17 protein-coding genes are annotated in these 18,054 nt (G+C 70.6%); 6 read left to right on the top strand and 11 right to left on the bottom strand.

Features of this window, described 5'->3' with window-relative positions; all coding sequences use genetic code 11:
• Nucleotides 1–3 precede the first annotated feature (3 nt).
• From MUB56_RS23155 to MUB56_RS23170, 4 genes are all read left to right on the top strand, one after another.
• The gene (locus MUB56_RS23155; protein ID WP_244929366.1) at nucleotides 4–3,765 is read left to right on the top strand and encodes a multifunctional oxoglutarate decarboxylase/oxoglutarate dehydrogenase thiamine pyrophosphate-binding subunit/dihydrolipoyllysine-residue succinyltransferase subunit; all 3,762 of its coding nucleotides are present in this window, start codon (nucleotides 4–6) and stop codon (nucleotides 3,763–3,765) included.
• 123 nt (nucleotides 3,766–3,888) lie between these two features.
• Complete coding sequence (locus MUB56_RS23160) at nucleotides 3,889–4,065, top strand: DUF6104 family protein (protein ID WP_244929367.1); 177 nt, start codon at nucleotides 3,889–3,891, stop codon at nucleotides 4,063–4,065.
• A gap of 99 nt (nucleotides 4,066–4,164) precedes the next feature.
• A complete protein-coding gene (locus MUB56_RS23165; protein WP_244929368.1) occupies nucleotides 4,165–4,794 on the top strand; it encodes an acetoacetate decarboxylase family protein in 630 nt (209 codons plus the stop codon).
• A 4-nt stretch (nucleotides 4,795–4,798) separates the two neighbouring features.
• Entirely contained in the window at nucleotides 4,799–5,251 is a 453-nt protein-coding gene (locus tag MUB56_RS23170; protein WP_244929369.1) for an MmcQ/YjbR family DNA-binding protein, read from the top strand.
• Here the strand turns inward: MUB56_RS23170 and MUB56_RS23175 are convergent.
• Entirely contained in the window at nucleotides 5,145–5,807 is a 663-nt protein-coding gene (locus tag MUB56_RS23175) for a TetR/AcrR family transcriptional regulator (protein WP_244929370.1), read from the bottom strand. The genes MUB56_RS23170 and MUB56_RS23175 overlap by 107 nt on opposite strands.
• A gap of 141 nt (nucleotides 5,808–5,948) precedes the next feature.
• On the opposite strand from MUB56_RS23175, the gene MUB56_RS23180 reads away from it, so the two are divergent.
• On the top strand, nucleotides 5,949–7,130 hold the full coding sequence (locus tag MUB56_RS23180) for a cytochrome P450 (RefSeq protein ID WP_244929371.1): 1,182 nt from the start codon (nucleotides 5,949–5,951) through the stop codon (nucleotides 7,128–7,130).
• Between the two features lie 26 nt (nucleotides 7,131–7,156).
• On the opposite strand, the gene MUB56_RS23185 is transcribed toward MUB56_RS23180, so the two are convergent.
• The 3 genes from MUB56_RS23185 to MUB56_RS23195 are packed head-to-tail and all read right to left on the bottom strand — an operon-like array spanning nucleotide 7,157 to nucleotide 9,584.
• Complete coding sequence (locus MUB56_RS23185; RefSeq protein ID WP_244929372.1) at nucleotides 7,157–7,360, bottom strand: hypothetical protein; 204 nt, start codon at nucleotides 7,358–7,360, stop codon at nucleotides 7,157–7,159.
• An 11-nt stretch (nucleotides 7,361–7,371) separates the two neighbouring features.
• Nucleotides 7,372–8,475 carry an acyl-CoA desaturase gene (locus MUB56_RS23190; protein ID WP_244929373.1) on the bottom strand — a complete coding sequence of 368 codons (1,104 nt, stop codon included), beginning with the start codon at nucleotides 8,473–8,475 and terminating at the stop codon, nucleotides 7,372–7,374.
• A 20-nt stretch (nucleotides 8,476–8,495) separates the two neighbouring features.
• A complete protein-coding gene (locus tag MUB56_RS23195; protein WP_244929374.1) occupies nucleotides 8,496–9,584 on the bottom strand; it encodes a ferredoxin reductase in 1,089 nt (362 codons plus the stop codon).
• A gap of 124 nt (nucleotides 9,585–9,708) precedes the next feature.
• Between MUB56_RS23195 and MUB56_RS23200 the strand changes: the two genes are divergently transcribed.
• Entirely contained in the window at nucleotides 9,709–10,329 is a 621-nt protein-coding gene (locus MUB56_RS23200; RefSeq protein ID WP_244929375.1) for a TetR family transcriptional regulator, read from the top strand.
• Here MUB56_RS23200 and MUB56_RS23205 read toward each other — a convergent pair.
• The 7 genes from MUB56_RS23205 to MUB56_RS23235 form a co-directional block, all read right to left on the bottom strand.
• On the bottom strand, nucleotides 10,307–11,320 hold the full coding sequence (locus MUB56_RS23205; RefSeq protein WP_244929376.1) for a hypothetical protein: 1,014 nt from the start codon (nucleotides 11,318–11,320) through the stop codon (nucleotides 10,307–10,309). The two genes, MUB56_RS23200 and MUB56_RS23205, sit on opposite strands and share 23 nt — an antisense overlap.
• Nucleotides 11,317–12,108: an META domain-containing protein gene (locus MUB56_RS23210; RefSeq protein WP_244929377.1), complete on the bottom strand. Its 792-nt coding sequence runs from the start codon at nucleotides 12,106–12,108 to the stop codon at nucleotides 11,317–11,319. Before MUB56_RS23210 ends, MUB56_RS23205 begins: the two co-directional genes overlap by 4 nt.
• Complete coding sequence (locus tag MUB56_RS23215; protein ID WP_244932460.1) at nucleotides 12,108–13,349, bottom strand: arginine deiminase; 1,242 nt, start codon at nucleotides 13,347–13,349, stop codon at nucleotides 12,108–12,110. The genes MUB56_RS23210 and MUB56_RS23215 overlap by 1 nt, the downstream gene beginning before the upstream one ends.
• 47 nt (nucleotides 13,350–13,396) lie before the next feature.
• Entirely contained in the window at nucleotides 13,397–14,854 is a 1,458-nt protein-coding gene (locus MUB56_RS23220; RefSeq protein ID WP_244929378.1) for a basic amino acid/polyamine antiporter, read from the bottom strand.
• Nucleotides 14,851–16,329: a Na+/H+ antiporter NhaC gene (gene nhaC, locus MUB56_RS23225; RefSeq protein WP_244929379.1), complete on the bottom strand. Its 1,479-nt coding sequence runs from the start codon at nucleotides 16,327–16,329 to the stop codon at nucleotides 14,851–14,853. Before nhaC ends, MUB56_RS23220 begins: the two co-directional genes overlap by 4 nt.
• Nucleotides 16,330–16,408: 79 nt before the next feature.
• A complete protein-coding gene (locus tag MUB56_RS23230; RefSeq protein ID WP_244929380.1) occupies nucleotides 16,409–17,083 on the bottom strand; it encodes an SDR family oxidoreductase in 675 nt (224 codons plus the stop codon).
• Nucleotides 17,083–18,051 carry a zinc-binding dehydrogenase gene (locus MUB56_RS23235; RefSeq protein WP_244929381.1) on the bottom strand — a complete coding sequence of 323 codons (969 nt, stop codon included), beginning with the start codon at nucleotides 18,049–18,051 and terminating at the stop codon, nucleotides 17,083–17,085. Before MUB56_RS23235 ends, MUB56_RS23230 begins: the two co-directional genes overlap by 1 nt.
• Nucleotides 18,052–18,054: the final 3 nt, after the last annotated feature.

Consider the following 18,054-nt stretch of genomic DNA (forward strand, 5'->3'; position numbering starts at 1 on the left):
GTCGTGCCGCAGTCCTCAGGCAGCCAGTCCACCCACTCCACCTCCGCGGGTCCCCCGTCCGACGAGTTCGGAGCCAACGAGTGGCTCGTGGAGGAGATGTTCGAGCAGTATCAGAAGGATCCCGGCAGCGTCGATGCGACGTGGGTGACGTACTTCAAGAACGGCCACGGTAGCAACGCCCCGGCTGCGACCAACGGCTCCCCGGCCGAGCCCGCGAAGGCGAAGCCCGCGGCGCCCGCCGCGACGAAGTCCGCCCCTGCGGCACCCGCGAAGACCGAGGCCAAGCCGGAGACCAAGGTCGAGGCCAAGCCCGCCCCCGTCGCGAAGCCGCGCCCCGAGGCCAAGGCCGCCGAGCCCGCGAAGGGCACCACCTCGCCGGTGCCGAAGGAGTCCCCCAAGGCCGAGCCGGCCGCGGCGAGCGACGAGCCGACGTACACCGTGCTGCGTGGCGCGCCCGCCCGCACCGTGCAGAACATGGACGCCTCCCTGGAGGTGCCGACCGCCACGTCGGTCCGCTCGGTGCCGGTGAAGCTGCTGTGGGACAACCGCACCGTGATCAACAACCATCTCGCCCGCGCCCGCGGCGGCAAGGTCTCCTTCACCCACCTGATCGGCTACGCGCTGGTCAAGGCGGTGAAGTCGATGCCCGAGATGAACAACGGCTACGACGTCGTCAACGGCAAGCCCAACCTGATCACCCCGGCCCACATCAACCTCGGGCTCGCGATCGACGTACCGAAGCCCGACGGCTCGCGCCAGCTGCTCGTCCCGAGCATCAAGGCCGCGGAGAACATGGACTTCGCCGGCTTCTGGACCGCCTACGAGGACATCGTCCGCAAGGCGCGCGACGGCAAGCTCGGCGTCGTCGACTTCCAGGGCACCTCGATCTCGCTGACCAACCCCGGCGGCATCGGCACCAGCCACTCCGTCCCCCGCCTGATGAAGGGCCAGGGCGCGATCATCGGCGTCGGCGCGATGGAGTACCCGCCCGAGTGGCAGGGCGCGTCCGCGGAGGCGATCGCCCGCAACGCCATCTCGAAGGTCATGACGCTGACCTCGACGTACGACCACCGGGTCATCCAGGGCGCGCAGTCGGGCGAGTTCCTCAAGCGGGTGCACCAGCTGCTGCTCGGCCAGGACGACTTCTACGACGAGATCTTCCGCTCGCTGCGCATCCCCTACGAGCCGATCCGCTGGAGCAACGACATCTCGACGTCGCACGACGACGAGATCAGCAAGCAGGCCCGGATCCTCGAGCTCATCCACGCCTACCGGGTGCGCGGCCACATGATGGCCGACACCGACCCGCTGGAGTACCGCCAGCGCAGCCACCCCGACCTCGAGATCGAGTCGCACGGGCTGACCCTGTGGGACCTCGACCGCGAGTTCGCCACCGGATCGTTCGGTGGCGAGGGTCGCCGGTTCATGAAGCTGCGCGGGATCCTCGGCATCCTGCGCGACTCCTACTGCCGCACCACCGGCATCGAGTACATGCACATCATGGATCCCGAGCAGCGCCGCTGGATCCAGGAGCGCGTCGAGCAGCCGCACGCCAAGCCGCCCCGCGAGGAGCAGCTGCGGATCCTGCTGAAGCTCAACCAGGCCGAGGCGTTCGAGACCTTCCTGCAGACCAAGTTCGTCGGCCAGAAGCGCTTCTCCCTCGAGGGTGGCGAGACCACGATCCCGGTCATCGACGAGATCTGCGAGGCCGCGGCCGAGTCGGGCCTCGACGAGGTCACGATCGGCATGGCCCACCGCGGTCGGCTCAACGTGCTGGCCAACATCGTCGGCAAGAAGTACTCCCAGATCTTCCGCGAGTTCGAGGGCAACATCGACCCGCGCACGGTCCAGGGCTCCGGCGACGTGAAGTACCACCTCGGTGCCGAGGGCGAGTTCGTCGCCGGCTCCAAGGACACGATCAAGGTCTCCGTCGCCGCGAACCCGTCCCACCTCGAGGCCGTCGACCCGGTCCTGGAGGGCATCGCCCGCGCCAAGCAGGACGTGCTCGACCAGGGCGCGGCGTTCCCCGTCCTGCCGCTGCTCGTCCACGGTGACGCCGCCTTCGCCGGCCAGGGGGTCGTCGCCGAGACGCTCAACCTCAGCCAGCTGCGCGGCTACCGCACCGGCGGCACGATCCACGTGGTCGTCAACAACCAGGTCGGCTTCACCACCTCCCCCGGCTCGTCCCGCTCGTCGCTGTACTGCACCGACGTCGCGCGGATGGTCCAGGCGCCGATCTTCCACGTCAACGGCGACGACCCGGAGGCGTGCATCCACGTCGCCCGGCTCGCCTTCGAGTACCGCCAGGCGTTCAACAAGGACGTCGTCATCGACCTCGTCTGCTACCGCCGCCGCGGTCACAACGAGGGTGACGACCCGTCGTACACCCAGCCGCTGATGTACGACCTCATCGAGCAGAAGCGCTCCGTGCGCAAGCTCTACACCGAGTCCCTGATCGGTCGTGGCGACATCACGATCGAGGAGGCCGAGCAGGTGCTGCGCGACTACCAGCAGCAGCTCGAGCGGGTCTTCACCGAGGTCCGCGAGGCCAGCACCCAGCCCTCGGAGTGGACGACGGTCCCGGACTACCCGGACAAGCCGATCGGCGAGACCGACACCGCGGTGCCGCAGGAGTACCTCAAGCGGATGTCGGACGCGTACGTCACTCCGCCCGAGGGCTTCACCGTGCACCCGAAGGTGATGCCGCAGCTGCAGCGTCGCGCCGCCGCGATCACCGACGGCCCGATCGACTGGGGCACCGGCGAGATCCTCGCGTTCGGGTCGCTGCTGATGGAGGGCCGCCCGGTCCGCCTGGCCGGCCAGGACTCGCGTCGCGGCACCTTCGTGTCGCGCTTCGGCACCATCATCGACCGGAAGAACGCCGACGAGTGGACGCCGCTCTCCTCGCTCACCGAGGACCAGGCGAAGTTCTACATCTACGACTCGCTGCTCTCCGAGTACGCCGCGCTCGGCTTCGAGTACGGCTACTCCGTGGCCCGGCCGGACGCGCTGGTGCTGTGGGAGGCGCAGTTCGGCGACTTCGTCAACGGCGCTCAGACCGTCATCGACGAGTTCATCTCCGCCGGTGAGAGCAAGTGGCGCCAGCAGTCCGGCGTCGTGCTGCTGCTCCCGCACGGCTACGAGGGCCAGGGCGCGGACCACTCCTCGGCCCGCATCGAGCGGTTCCTGCAGATGGCCGCCGACGAGGCGTTCGTGGTCGCCCAGCCGAGCACGCCCGCGTCGTACTTCCACCTGCTGCGCCAGCACTCGCTGGGCGAGGAGCACCGGCCGCTGATCGTCTTCACCCCGAAGTCGATGCTCAAGCGCAAGGAGGCGGCCTCGCAGCCGGCCGACTTCACCACGGGCACGTTCAAGCCGTTCATCGGCGACGCGGCGGCCGACCCGGACAAGGTCGACACCCTGCTGCTGTGCTCGGGCCGGGTCACCTGGGACCTGATGGTCGAGCGTCCCAAGCGCGAGGACTCCGAGCGGTTCGCCATCGGCCGCGTGGAGCAGCTCTACCCGCGTCCGATCGACGCCATCAGGGCCGAGATCGCCCGCTACCCGCACCTCAAGCAGGTCCGCTGGGTGCAGGACGAGCCGCTCAACATGGGCCCGTGGCCGCACTACGCGCTCAACGTCTGGCCCGACGTCGACGCGCAGGTCGTGGCGGTCACCCGGCCGGAGGGCTCCTCGCCCGCCGTGGGCACCGTCAAGCGGCACCAGGCGGAGCAGAAGGAACTGATGGAGCGCGCGTTTGCCTGACCGGTCGGGGCCCGAGACACGAGGGCCCCGACCACTCGTCAGGCAGGTCGAGTAGGCGCGCGACCGAGGGACGAGGTCGCGACCGCGGTATCGAGACCCAGTCAGTGTCGAGGAGTGATTGACGTGTACTTCACCGACCGCGGCATCGAGGAGCTGCAGAAGCGGCGGGGTGACGAGGAGGTCACCCTGGCCTGGCTGGGCGACCAGCTGCAGGCCTTCACCGACGCCCACCCGGAGTTCGAGACCGCCGTCGAGCGGTTCGCGACCTGGCTGGCTCGGCTCGACGACCCCGAGGATTGACCCGCCCCCCGCCGAGTCAGCACGAATGGTGGGCCGAGTCAGCACCAGTAGTGCTGACTCGGCACCACATTTGCGCCGGCTCGGCCTAGGGTGTCGGGCATGACCAGCCCTGTCGACCCGTCGTACGACGTCGTTTACCCGCCGGCCCCGTGGGACATGGTGGGCCAGCTGTGGCTCTCGCTGTTCCGGATCAAGGACGCCGTCGACGACCTGCGGCCCGCCGGCATCTACGGCGCGGCGTTCGTGTCCTACGAGGAGGGCAGCCCGCTGACCTACTCCGAGCTGCTCATCGCCCGGCCGGTGCAGGAGGACGGCGTCAAGGCCGTCAGCATCACCGACATCTGGGTCGACTCCCCCGCCTCCGTGGCGGGCGGGCGTGGTCTGTGGGCGATCCCGAAGGAGCTGTGCGACTTCTCCCTGGAGTCCAGCTACCGGGGCCCGCTGTCGCGCACCGAGTGGTCCGCCTCCGCGGAGCGGCGGCCGATCGCCCACGCCCGATTCAGCGACGTCTCGCGGATCGCGATCCGCACGCCGTTCAAGGGCGCCACCTGGCAGCCCCCGATCGACGACCACGCGGGCCCGGTCACGGCCCGGCTGACCGGCTCGGCGAAGGCGCTGCCGTGCCGGGGCCGGTGGGAGTTCGCCCCCGACGGCCCGCTCGGCTGGCTCGCCGGGCGGCGGCCACTGGTCTCCTTCCGGATGTCCGGCTTCCGGATGTCCTTCGCCTGACCCCGTGCCCCGCAGGATCGAGCCCGAGCCCGACGTCGTACGCCGGATCGCCGCGACCGCGACCGTCCTCCCCGAGGCCTACGAGGAGGACGCCTGGACCGGCGTGCGCTGGCGGATCCGCACCCAGACCTTCGCGCACGTCATGGTGGCCCAGGAGGGCTACGAGTCGTCGTACCGCGAGATCACCGGCGACCCGACGCCGCGGACGGTGCTGACCTTCCACGCCGGCGGCGACGAGCTGCTCGCCCTCACCCACGCGGGGCCGCCGTTCTACAAGCCGCCCTGGTCGGGATCGATCGTCGGGCTGGTGCTCGACGAGGACACCGATTGGGGTGAGGTGGCCGAGCTGGTCACCGAGTCCTACCGCCTCCGCGCGCCGCAGTTCCTGGTACGCCGACTGGACGCCGGAGCGCCTCGTCAGGGTGAGTCGCCAGACCGTCGAGGATCAGCTCGCTGATCGCGGCACCGAGGCGGGCCGCATGCGCGGCCGGATCGTCGAGTGGCCCCTCGACGGCGACGCTGAGTCCGGCGATGGTGATCGCGCCGAAGATGCTCATCGCGACCGTGCCCGGATCCGCGACCTGGCGCAGCGAGCCGTCGGCGACTCCCTCCTCGAGCAGCTGCTCGATCGGCTCGAAGAAGGTGGCGTGGATGGCGGGCGCCAGCTCGGGCAGCCGGGTCACCCGTCCCAGGTCACCGATCAGGGCCCGGCACAGGAACGGATGCTCGAGCATCACGCCGAGCTGCGCCACGACGGCGCCCTCGAGCCTGGTCCTCGCGTTCTCGGGCTCGCTCACCGCCACTCCGACCGCGCCGGCCACCATGTCCAGCAGGTCACCCATGAGGAAGAGCAGGACCCCGTTCTTGCCGTCGAGGTGGTAGTAGATGGTCGCCTTCGGGATGCCCGTGGCCTCGGCGATGTCGTCGATCTTGGTGCCGTCCAGGCCGCGTTCGGCGATCAGCTCGGCCGCGTCGTACAGCTTGCTGGCCAGCTTGGCCGGGAGTTTCCTCATCGTCCACCTACGTTCTCGCATCCGGCCATCCCGCGCGGTCCGGCTCGCCGAGGGCCTCGACCTTCGACCACATCCTATGTTGTACTGCGAGTCCAAACTGTTGATTCAAAGGTGTGGAGCGCATCGTCCGAGAGGGGTCCGATGACCGACCAGCAACTGACCTACAGCCCATTCGATCCGGAGATGATCGCGGACCCGTACCCCGTCTACCGCGAGCTCCGCGACAGCGCGCCCGTGTACTGGTCGCCGGAGACGAGCTCCTGGGTCCTGAGCCGGTACGACGACGTCGCCGCAGCCCTCACCGACCCGACGACGTACTCCTCGGCATCGGGCGTTTACCCCACTCCGCCCGGAGTGGACATGACCGAGCTGTTCCTGCCCATGCTCGTGATGAGCGACCCGCCCCGGCACACCCAGCTGCGTCAGCTCGTCAGCAAGGCCTTCACGCCTCGCCGCATCGCCGCACTGGAGATGGGCGTCCACGCCATCGTCCACGACCTGCTCGACCAGGCCCCCTCGGACGGCACCTGGGACTTCGTGGCCGGGTTCTCCGGGCCGCTCCCGGCCATCGTCATCGCCGACATGCTCGGCGTACCGCGCGAGGACCGGGACCGCTTCCGGACCTGGTCCACCACCCTGGTCCAGTCCAACCCGATCCGCGGCGAGATGGGACCCGGCCTGGACGCCGCGGCCGCGCTCTACGACTACTTCTCGACCTTCCTCGCCGAACGCCGCGCGCGGCCCGAGGACGACCTGATGTCGGCGCTCGTCCAGGCCGAGGTCGAGGGCCAGCACCTCAGCGAGGATGAGCTCCTCGGCTTCTGCCTCCTGCTGCTCGTGGCCGGGCACGAGACGACCACGAACCTGCTCTCCAACGGCGCCGTCCTCTTGGCCGAGCACCCGGAGAGCCGACACCAGCTGAGCGAGGACCGGGACCTGGTGCCGCTCGCGGTCGAGGAGCTGCTCCGCTACGACTCGCCGGTCCAGGGCATCGGGCGCACCCTGACCCGGCAGGTCGAGCTGCACGGACAGCGGATGGAGCCCGGAGACTCGGTGCTGCTGCTGTTCGGGTCCGCGAACCGTGACGAGCGCGCCTTCCCCGACGCCGAGGTCTTCGACATCGGCCGCCGTCCCGAGCGACATGTCGCGCTCGGTCGCGGCATCCACTTCTGCCTCGGGGCATCCCTGGCGCGGATGGAGACCCGGATCGCCCTCGACGTGCTCCTCGACCGCCGCACGTTCAACTGGGACGTCGACCTATCGGGCGCCGAGCGGCTCCGCTCGGGTCCGATCCGCGGGTTCGCCTCACTGCCCGTGCAGTGACGCAGGGGGACGGTCAGCCCGGCCGCTCAGTCCTCGGTCTGCTCCGAGGCCCGGCGGGCGGAGTCACGGATCTCGAAGACCTCGGTGGCGAACCCACCGAAGGCCGAGGCGACGTCGCGAACGGCGCCGGTGATGATCGTGGCCACCTGGCCGACGGTCGAGGCGGCCGCCTCGACCGTGCCCTGCAGAGCGTCCTTGCGGATCTCGGCCTTGCTCAGGTGGTCCCTCATGGGCCTCAGTGTCAGGCCGCAGTGGGCTCCGCGACAACCGGGCCGGGGGTGCGAGACCGCTCACGCCGGTCGGGCAGCGCGAGTCGGCAGATCTTCGCAGCGACGCTGCCGAGCTGCCGGCCGAGCGAGCCGGTGTTGTACGGCAGGCCGTAGCGCTCACAGAGCTCGCGGACCTCGGTGGCGATCTCCGGGTAGCGCCGGGCGGGCAGGTCGGGGAAGAGATGGTGCTCGATCTGGTGCGACAGGTTGCCGGTCATCAGGTGGAAGAGCCTGCTGCCGGTGATGTTGGCCGAGCCGAGCAGCTGTCGGAAGTACCACTGCCCGCGGGTCTCGTCCTCGCACTCCTCCTGGGAGAAGGTCGCCACTCCCGCCGGGAAGTGGCCGCAGAAGATGATGTTGAAGGCCCAGACGTTGCGCACCAGGTTGGCGGCGGCGTTGCCGGCGAGGGTGAGCGGGAAGAGCGGGCCGGTCAGCGCCGGGAACAGCAGGTAGTCCTTCACCGCCTGCCGCCTCACCTTGCGCATGATGCCCGCGTGCAGGGCGGCGTTGTCCTCCACCTTGCGCCGGCCGGCGACGAGGTTCTCGACCTCGAGGTCGTGCATCGCCACGCCCCACTCGAAGAAGACCATCAGCAGGAAGGCGTAGGCCGGGTTGCCGAGGTAGTACGGGTGCCAGGGCTGGTCCTCGTCCATCCGCAGCACGCCGTACCCGATGTCGCGGTCCTTGCCGAGGATGTTCGTGTAGGTGTGGTGGATGTAGTTGTGGCTGTTCTTCCACTGCTCCGAGGGGCAGACGTTGTCCCACTCGTACATCCGGGAGTTCAGGCCCGGGTCGCCCATCCAGTCGTACTGGCCGTGCATGACGTTGTGGCCGATCTCCATGTTGTCGAGGATCTTGGAGATGCTCAGCGCCGCGACGGCCAGCGGCCAGGCCGGCGGCAGGTAGAACAGCGCGCGGCCGGCGACCTCGAAGGCCCGCTGGGCGCGCACGACGTCGCGGATGTACGACGCGTCCGCCTCGCCGAGGTCGGCCAGGATCCGCTGCCGGATGGCGTCGAGCTCGTCGCCGAACTCCTCGAGCTGCTCGGTGGTCAGGGTGATTCCGGGGTTCGTCATGTGGTCCTCTCGGAGGTCGGTCAGAGGTAGACGGTGCAGTCGCCCACGGGGGCGGAGACGCAGATGCGAATGTCCTCGTCGGGCAGCGAGGACTCCTCGCCGGTCACGACGTTGCGGACGGTCCCCTCGCTCTTGCGGGAGACGCAGGACAGACAGATGCCCATCCGGCAGCCCGACTCGGGGGTCAGCCCGGCGGCCTCGGCCTGCTCCAGCAGGGGCGCGCCGGAGTTCGCCGCCGCCGCTCCGGAGCGGGAGAAGACCAGCTCGCCGCCGCTCGCGCCGGTGCCGGCCCGCGGTGGCCGGAAGTACTCGGTGCGCAGCGCCTCCGAGCCGTCGTACGACGCCAGCACCGCCTCCATCAGCGGCGCCGGCCCGCACGCCCAGGTCGCCACGTCGCGGTAGCCCGGCACCAGCCGGTGCAGGTACGCCGGCGACAGCGCCGGGTCGCCGAGCTCGGGATGCAGCAGGTGTACGTCGATGCCGTGGCCCGAGCGCCGTGCCTCCTCGAGCTCGCCGGCGAAGATCTGGTGCTCGGGGCTCTGCGCGTAGTGCAGGAACGTCACCCGGCCGCGGTGGGAGCGCCGCTGCAGCGAGCGGAGCATCGACATCACCGGGGTGATGCCGGAGCCGCCGGAGATCATCACGACGTGCTCCGGCACCCGGTCGGGCAGCACGAAGTCGCCCTGCGCCTGGGAGAGGTGCAGCACCGTGCCGGGCCGCGCGTGCTCGACGAGCCAGCGGCTGACGCTCTGCCGGCGGGAGGCGTCGGGGTTGGCCCGCACCGTGATCGTGAACCGCTCGCCGGGCCGCGAGTCGGAGCTGGAGATCGAGAAGACCCGGGTCGTACGACGCGCCCCGTCGACCTCCACACCGACCTGGACGTGCTGCCCGGCGCGGTGACCGCGCCAGGTGGAGGTCGGCTGCAGGGTCAGCGTGGCGACCGGCGGGTGACCGGGCACGTCGACCTCACGGGTGACGTCGACGATCCGGGCGCGTACCTCGCGTGCGGCCCACATCGGGTTCACGAGCTCGAGGTAGCGGTCGACGCTGTGCGGCGAGGTGAGGGCGGCCAGGGTCCGGGAGCGGAGGACGGTGCCGGCGAGACTCATCGACGCTCCTTCCGAGAAGTTGAGTACACGTATGTACACCCAAACTCTTGCGGCACCCGTCCGCACCCGTCAAGGCGCGTCGCTCGTGACGGTGCACACATGTGCACTGATAACATCGACGGTCGTGACGGAGACTCGTGTCGAGCGCAAGGAGCGCACCCGACGCGCCATCCTCGACGCCGCCCTGGCCCTCTGCGAGGACAGCAGCCTGGTCGCCCTCTCGCTGCGGCAGGTCGCCAAGGAGGTCGGCATCGTGCCGACCGCGTTCTACCGGCACTTCGAGTCGATCGAGGCCCTCGGCCTCGCACTCGTCGACGAGTCGTTCGTCTCGCTGCGCGCCATGCTGCGCGACATCCGTCGGGGCGAGCCGTCGTACGCCGACATCGTCGACCGCTCGGTCGACATCCTGGCCGAGCACGTCCGCCGGGAGCATGCGCACTTCGCCTTCATCGGCCGGGAGCGGGCCGCCGGCCCGCGCCAGGTGCGCGAGGCGATCCGTCACGAGATCGAGCTGTGCGAGCGCGAGCTCGCCACCGACCTCGCCCGACTGCCCGGCACCGCGCCCTGGTCGGCCGAGGACCTCCGGGTGCTCTCGAACCTCATCGTCACGGCCATGGTCGCCACCGCGGAGAGCCTGGTGGCGGCCGGACCGCGGGCGGACCTGGAGAAGCAGCTCACCGAGACGGCGCGGACCCAGCTGCGGATGGTCCTCGTCGGGGCGCTCAACTGGCGCTCGCGGACCTAGGCGTCCGGCGCCGCCACACCCCCAGCGCGCCGAGGCCCAGCAGCACCGGCCCGCCGACCGTGAAGACCCGCCAGACCACGAGGCCGGCGACACCGGCCGCCTCGACCTCGGACCCGCCAGCCTCGACCAGGCCGGCCAGCACCAGCGCGTCGACGATCCCGATCCCGCAGAACGGGAAGATGGTGAACGGGTAGGCGAACAGGTAGGCGACCGCGATCTCCGCGAGCCCGACCTCGGTCGCGTCCACCCCCACGAAGCGCAGGCTCAGCACCAGCAGGGCGAGGTCGGCGACCAGCATGCCGGTGAGCGCGACCAGCGACTGGGGGAACCCGCGCCGGAAGCGCGCGACGATCTCGCCCCGGAACTCCGCACACGCTCGGGCCCAGGCCTCCGGGTCCACCTCGCGCCCGATCCGGCGGACCACCCGGCCGGCGCCGCCGCCCACGGCCAGCGCGAGCTGCTCGCTGCGGACGACGAGCAGCACACCGGCCAGGATCGCGAGCGAGATGGCGATGCTGAGCAGCTCCACCCAGCGCGGGCCCGGCGCGCGGCCGAGCATCAGCAGGAGCACGAAGCCGGCGGCCGGCGCCGCGAACCGGACGACGTAGAAGGTCAGCGTGTTCATCAACGCCCCGGCGACGGCCTTCACGGTGGGCACGCCCCAGGACCCGAAGATGGCCAGCCGGAGCGCGAGGTCGCTCGGCGGCGGGGCCAGGGTCGCCATCAGGATGGCGGCGAGGTCGTTCAGCGTGGCCTGGTACGCCGAGATCCCCGGGATGAACAGCGCCAGGGGCAGCGCGTTGAGCACCTGCCGGACCAACAACACCACCAGCAGGACCAGCGGGTGCCACCAGGTCAGCAGCCCGAGGGCGTCCCAGACCTCGCCCCAGTCGACCTGGCCGACCAGCCGGACGACCACGACGGTGAGCAGCAGCGCGACGGCGAGCAGCACCAGACGGACGGCCCAGGCGCGGCGTCCGGGGACCCTCATCCGACCTCGATCACGAGCCCGAGATCTCCCTTCGTGACGACCAGGAGCGACCCGTCGAACGTGACCAGGTCGCTGCGACCGTCGAGCACCGCCAGCACGTGCCGCTCCAGCCCGGCGGCGGGCTCGGGGCAGGCCGTCCGGGTGATCGCCGGGGTCCCGAAGGTGAGCGCACCCTCGGCGACCTGGACCGTCGTCCGGCCGGTGTTGCACCCGGTGAAGAGCCGGGCCAGACCGTCGCTGCGCACCGACAGCCGGGGCCGGCGGGTGCCGGCCGGGATCGACGTGGCGGAATCGCCGGTCACCGTCTGGACGACCGTCCACGTCCGGCCCAGTGCGGCCGGCAGCTCGACGTCGGTGGTCGGGGCGAGGGTGAGGATCACGTCGTCCTGGGTGAGCCGGAGGTCGCCGTCGACCAGCCGGGCGGTGGCCCCGTCCTCGATCAGGGCCGAGAGCCACCGGTCCTGCTCGGCCACGTCCTCCACGCAGCCCATCGCCGTGCTCGCCGGCGGGTCGGTCCAGGCCAGGGTCTCCCCCGTCACGGCGTACTCGCCGAACATCGTGTTGCAACCCGCCGAGGCGGACAGCACGCCGTCCTCGAAGGCCAACCGGACCCGGGTCCCGGCCACCAGGTCGCGGCCCGTCACCTCGGTCGAGAGGTACGACGTGCCGTCGAGGTCGCCGACCGACACCGGAACCGGCGGCTCGCTCCCGCTGTCGTTCTCGGACCCGCAGCCCGTGAGCGTCATGGCCGCGACCAGCAGGACGGCCGGAGCGATCCGCCGGGTCATCAGAACTCCACGGGGTCGCGGATGATCGGGCAGGTCATGCAGTGCCCGCCGCCGCGGCCGCGGCCGAGCTCGGCCCCCACGATCGTGATCACCTCGACCCCGGCCTTGCGCAGCAGCGTGTTGGTCAGGGTGTTGCGGTCGTAGGTGATCACGACGCCCGGCTCGAGCGCGACCGCGTTGTTGCCGCTGTCCCACTGCTGACGCTCGGACTGGTAGACGTCGCCGCCGGTCTCGATGACGTGCAGCCCCGGCAGGCCGAGCGACCGGGCCACCACGTCCACGAACGGGGTGCTGCCCTCGTCGATGACCTCGACGCCGGGAGCGCGGTCCGAGGGCACCAGGCTGAACGTGTGCACCGCGTCCATGATGGTCGGGTAGAGCGTCACGATGTCACGGTCGGCGAAGGTGAAGACCGTGTCCAGGTGCATGGCGGCCCGCAGCTTCGGCATCCCCGCCACCACGACCCGCTCCGCGGCACCCTGGGCGAACAGGGCGGCCGCGACCTGGGTGATCGCCTGCCGCGAGGTGCGCTCGCTCATCCCCACCAGGACGACGCCGTTGCCGACGGGCATCACGTCGCCGCCCTCGAAGGTGGCCTGCCCCCAGTCCTGCGTGGGGTCTCCCCACCACACCTTCGACCCGACGAAGTCGTGGTGGAAGTCGTAGACCATCCGGTAGAGGAGCGTCTCGTCCTTGCGCGCCGGCCAGTAGAGCGGGTTCATCGTGAGCCCGCCGTACAGCCAGCAGGTCGTGTCCCGCGTGTAGAGCGTGTTGGGCAGCGGGGGCAACAGGTACTCCCGCGCCCCGGTCGACTCCCGCGCCAGCTCGACGTACCCGGACCGGAAGTCCTGGGGCAGGTCCTGGGTCGCGAGCCCGCCGATGAGGAACTCCGCCAGGTCGCGCGCCGGGAGGCTCTCGAGGAAGGCGCGGGTGTCCTCGACCAGGCCGAGCCCGACGTGGTTCGGTTCCACCTTGCGATCCAACAGCCAGTCCCGGGCGCCCGGCACGGCGAGGGTCTGGGCGACGACGTCATGCAGCTCGACCACCTCGACGCCGCGGTTGGTCATCTTGTGGACGAAGTCGGCGTGGTCGCGCTGCGCGTTCTCGACCCACAGGACGTCGTCGAACAGCAGGTCGTCGCTGTTGCTCGGGGTGAGCCGGCGGTGGGCGAGGCCGGGTGCACAGACCAGCACCTTGCGGAGCTTGCCGACCTCGGAGTGCACTCCGTAGGTCGAGGACACGCTCTCAGTCATCGGGATCCTGCCTTTCTGTCGAGGTCCTATCGAGGTCACAGGGTGATGCGGCCGGTCCACAGACCGATGCCGCCGATGATCGCGCCGGTCACGATCAGGGCGAACAGCCCCATCTCGGCCGGCGTGAACAGGCGCTTGCCGTGCTCGCTGCGGGCCTTGACGTAGAGGAGCGCGGCCGGCGCGAGGATGACGGTGGAGAGCAGCAGGAACTTCATGCCCGCCGCGTCGAAGAGGAAGATCGTGTACGCCGTGGCGGCGCCAGCGACGATGGTCTCCTTGCGGCGCACCCCGGCCGGGACGTCCTCGTAGGACTCCCCCGTCAGCCCGATCTTGAGGGCGTACGCCGCGGCCAGCAGGTAGGGCAGCAGGGCCAGGCTGGTGGCCAGGTCGAGCATGAAGTTCAGCGCGTCGTTGACGAACAGCGTGAGCGCGAGAAGTCCCTGCACGCCGAGCGAGGTGACCACGAGCGCGGTGATCGGGGTGCCGGCCTCGTTCTCCCGGCCGAGGAACTCGGGGAAGTCGTCCGCGCGCGCCGGGATGTACATGACCTCGGCGGCCATCAGGGTCCAGGCCAGGTAGGCACCGAGCACCGAGACGATCACGGCCACACTGATGAAGACCTCACCCCAGTCGCCGACCTGGGACTGGAAGACGCCGACCATCGACGGCTGCCGGGTACCGGCGAGCTCGGGCTGCGGCACGACGGAGTAGCTGGACAGCGTGACCAGCGCGAAGATCGACAGCACGCTCAAGAAGCCCAGGACGGTCGCCCGGCCCACGTCCTCGCGCCGCTTCGCGTAGCGGGAGTAGACGCTCGCGCCCTCGATGCCGATGAAGACGAAGGTCGTGATCAGCATCGTGTTGCGGACCTGCTCGTTGAGGCTCCCGAGATCGCCGTACCCGTAGGCGGTCCAGTTGTCGGCGAAGACGTCGGCGTCGAAGGCGAAGAACATCACGACGATGAAGACCAGGATCGGGATGATCTTGAAGACCGTGACGATCCGGTTGATGACCGCGGCGTCGCGGACGCCGCGGGCGATCAGGTAGTGGAAGAGCCAGACCCCGACCGTCGACACGGCGACCGCCAGGACCGTGTCGCCGTCGCCGAAGCTGTCGAAGAACCCACCGACGGTGGCGCCGATGAACACCCAGTAGAACGTGTTGCCGGCGACCGAGCTGGCCCAGAAGCCGATCGCGGAGTTGAAGCCGGCGTAGTCGCCGAACCCCGCCTTGGCGTAGATGAACACCCCGGAGTCGAGGGCGGGTTTCCGGATCGCCAGGGTCTGGAAGACGAAGGCCAGCATCAGCATGCCGGTGCCGGCGATCGCCCAGGCGATCAGCGACCCGAGGATCCCCGTCGCGACGCCGAAGCGGGCCGGAAGCGAGAAGACCCCCGCACCGACCATCCCGCCGACCACCATCGCGGTCAGCGTCGGGACGCTCATCTTCGCGACGGCACCGCCGGCGGGTGCGTTCTCGGTCTGCGTGCTCATGCCGTCTCCTCCTGGAGCTCGGTGGGTTCGACCTTCTCGATCTTGAATCCGGTGATGCCGTACAGCACGCTGAGCGCCGGGCTGGCGTAGCAGAAGATCGCGTACGGCGCGTAGAGCAGCGTCGAGACGCCGAGGGTGGCGCCCATGAACGCGCCGCAGGAGTTCCACGGCACCAGGGGTGAGGTCACGGTGCCGCTGTCGGCGGCGAGCCGGGACAGGTTGGTGGGGGCAAGTCCGCGGCGCGCGAACTCGGCCCGGAAGATCCGGCTCGGCAGCACCAGGGCGATGTACTGGTCCCCGGCGACCACGTTGAGCCCGAAGCCGCAGGCGAAGACGGTCACGTACAGCCGCCCGGTGCTCTGTGCTGCGCTGACCATCGGGTCCACCAGCCGGGCGATCAGCCCGAACTCGTCGAGCATCGCCCCGAAGGTCACCGCACCGAGGATCAGCCAGATCGTCAGCAGCATGCTGTCCATGCCCCCGCGCGAGAGCAGCCGGTCCACGTCGGCGATGCCCGAGTCGATCGAGAAGCCGTTGGCCATCGCCAGCCAGATCGCCTTGACCGACTCCACGAGGACGTTGCCGGTGCCGCTGATGAACGCCTGGTAGACGTCGGGCTGGAGGAAGGCACCGAGCACGCCGGCGAAGAGCGTCGCGGCCAGCAGCGCCAGGGACGCCGGGACCTTGCGGATCGACAGCACGGCGAGCAGCGCGATCGGCAGCAGGGCCAGCGGCGTGATGTTGAAGATCTGGTCGAGCTCGTCCAGGTCCGAGGTGGTCTCGGCCTCGCTGACCGTGTCGGGACCGGTCGCGCCGAGGATCGAGAACACGACGACGGCGATCAGGAACGCCGGCACCGACGTCCACACCTGCCGCTTGATGTGCTGGTAGACGTCGACCTTGACCATCTGCGCCGTGAGGATCGTCGTCTCCGAGAGCGGCGAGGTCTTGTCACCGAGGTAGGCGCCGGAGATGACGGCGCCCGCGGTGATCGCCGGGGAGACCCCGATCAGCTCGGCGATGCCGACCAGCCCGACCCCGATGGTGGCCGCCGTCGTCCACGAGCTGCCGATGCTCAGCGCCACGATGCCGCAGATGATCGCGGTCGCGGCGTAGTACCAGCCCGCAGAGAGCACCTGGATGCCGTAGTAGACCATCGTCGGGATGGTGCCGCTGAGGTTCCACACCCCGATCAGGGCGCCGACCGCGAGCAGGATGAAGACCGCACTGGTGACCGAGGCGACGGCCTCCTTGCCGGTGTCCTGGACCGCCGAGAACGGGTGCCCGTTCTTCACGGCGATCAGCGCCGCGACCGCGCAGCACAGCACCAGCGCGACCTGGATCGGCCCGTCGAGCGCGTCCAGGCCGAACAACGCCAGCGCCGCCGCGATCAGGCCGGCCAGCACGACCAGAGGCACCAGGGCGTCGAGCAGCGACGGGTCGCGCTCGACCTGCACGCCCCGGGTCCCCGCCACGTCGTACCTCCTGGTCGGAGGCCGAGCGTAGGGAGGACCGGGTCACCCCGACCTCACCAGATTCGGGTGAGGCTTCGGCTCAGACGGGGCGCAGGGTCAGGTCCGGCACGGTCGCGTCGCGCGGCAGGTCCAGCACGTGCACGATCGCGTCGACCACCGTCTCGGGCTGGATCCAGGCCGCGGGGTCGTACGCCTTGCCCTCCTGGCGGTGCACCTCCGCCTGCATCGCGGTCGCGGTCCGGCCCGGGTAGACCGAGGTGACCCGGACGCCGTGCGGCGCCTCCTCGGCGCGCAGCGCGTCGGCGAGCGCCTTCAGGCCGTGCTTGGAGGCGGCGTACGCCGACCACTGCGGGTGGGCGTGCAACCCGGCGCCGGAGTTGAGCAGCACCACCGTGCCCCGGCGAGCCCGCAGCGCAGGCAGCGCGACCCGGGTCAGGGCGGCCGGCGCGACCAGGTTCACCCGGAGCTGGCTGGCCCAGGCCTCGACGCTCAGCTCGGAGACCGACCCCAGCTGGGCGATCCCGGCGGCGTGCACGACCGAGTCCAGGGCGTCGGGCAGCGCGAGCGACTCGACGGACTCGGGCCAGGAGAGGTCCGCGACCAGGACCTCGGCGCCGGGCAGGTCGGCGGCCAGCTCCTCGGCCCGCTCGGGCGAGCGGGCCAGCAGCACCAGCTCGTCGCCGCGCTCCAGGAGTCGGGCGGCCAGCACCGCCCCGATGCCGGAGCCGGCCCCGGTGATGAGATGCCGGGCCATCAGTTCGTGAAGACGATCTTGCCGAACAGGTCGCCGCCGGCCATCGCCGCGAAGCCCTCGGCCGCGTCGGTCATCGGCAGCACCCGGTCGACCAGGGGCCGGGCACCGGAGGCGTCGAGGAGCGCGACCAGGGAGGCCAGCTCGTCGCGGGTGCCCATCGTCGAGCCGATGACGCTCAGCTGCAGGAAGAAGATCCGGGTCAGCTCGGCGTCGTCGAGGTTCGGGCCGGACGTCGTACCGGACGTGACGATCCGGCCCCCGGGGCGCAGCGCCCGGATGGAGTGGGACCAGGTCGCCCGGCCCACGGTCTCCATGACCGCGTCGACCTTCACCGGCAGCCGGGCGCCGGACTCGAAGACCTCGTGGGCGCCGAGCTCCAGCGCCTTGGCCCGCTTGGCCTCGTCGCGGCTGGTCGCCAGCACCCGCAGCCCGGCCGCGCGCGCCAGGGTGATGACCGCGGTCGCCACCCCGCCGCCGGCGCCCTGCACCAGCACCGTCTCGCCGGCCTTGAGCTGACCGCGGGTGAAGAGCATCCGGTACGCCGTCAGCCAGGCCGTCGGCAGGCACGCGGCCTCCTCGAACGACAGCGAGGCGGGCTTGGGCACCACGTTGCGCCGCGGGACGGCGACCTTCTCGGCGAAGGTGCCCTGGTAGCGCTCGGAGAGCAGCGACCGCTTCGGGTCGAGGGTCTCGTCACCGGTCCAGGACGGGTCGCTGATGACGGCGTGCACGACGACCTCGTTGCCGTCCTCGTCGTACCCCGCCGCGTCGCAGCCCAGGATCATCGGCAGCGCGTCCTCGCGCAGCCCGACCCCGCGCAGGGAGAACAGGTCGTGGTGGTTGAGCGACGCGGCCTTGACGGTGACCGTGGTCCACCCGTCGGGGACCTGCGGGTCCGGGCGCTCCCCCACCCGCAGGACCGAGACCGGGTCATCCTTCGAGAACGTGTCGGCGTAGACGGCGTACATGGC

It is taken from the genome of Nocardioides sp. W7 (assembly GCF_022919075.1).
In the GTDB taxonomy this organism is placed as follows: domain Bacteria; phylum Actinomycetota; class Actinomycetes; order Propionibacteriales; family Nocardioidaceae; genus Nocardioides.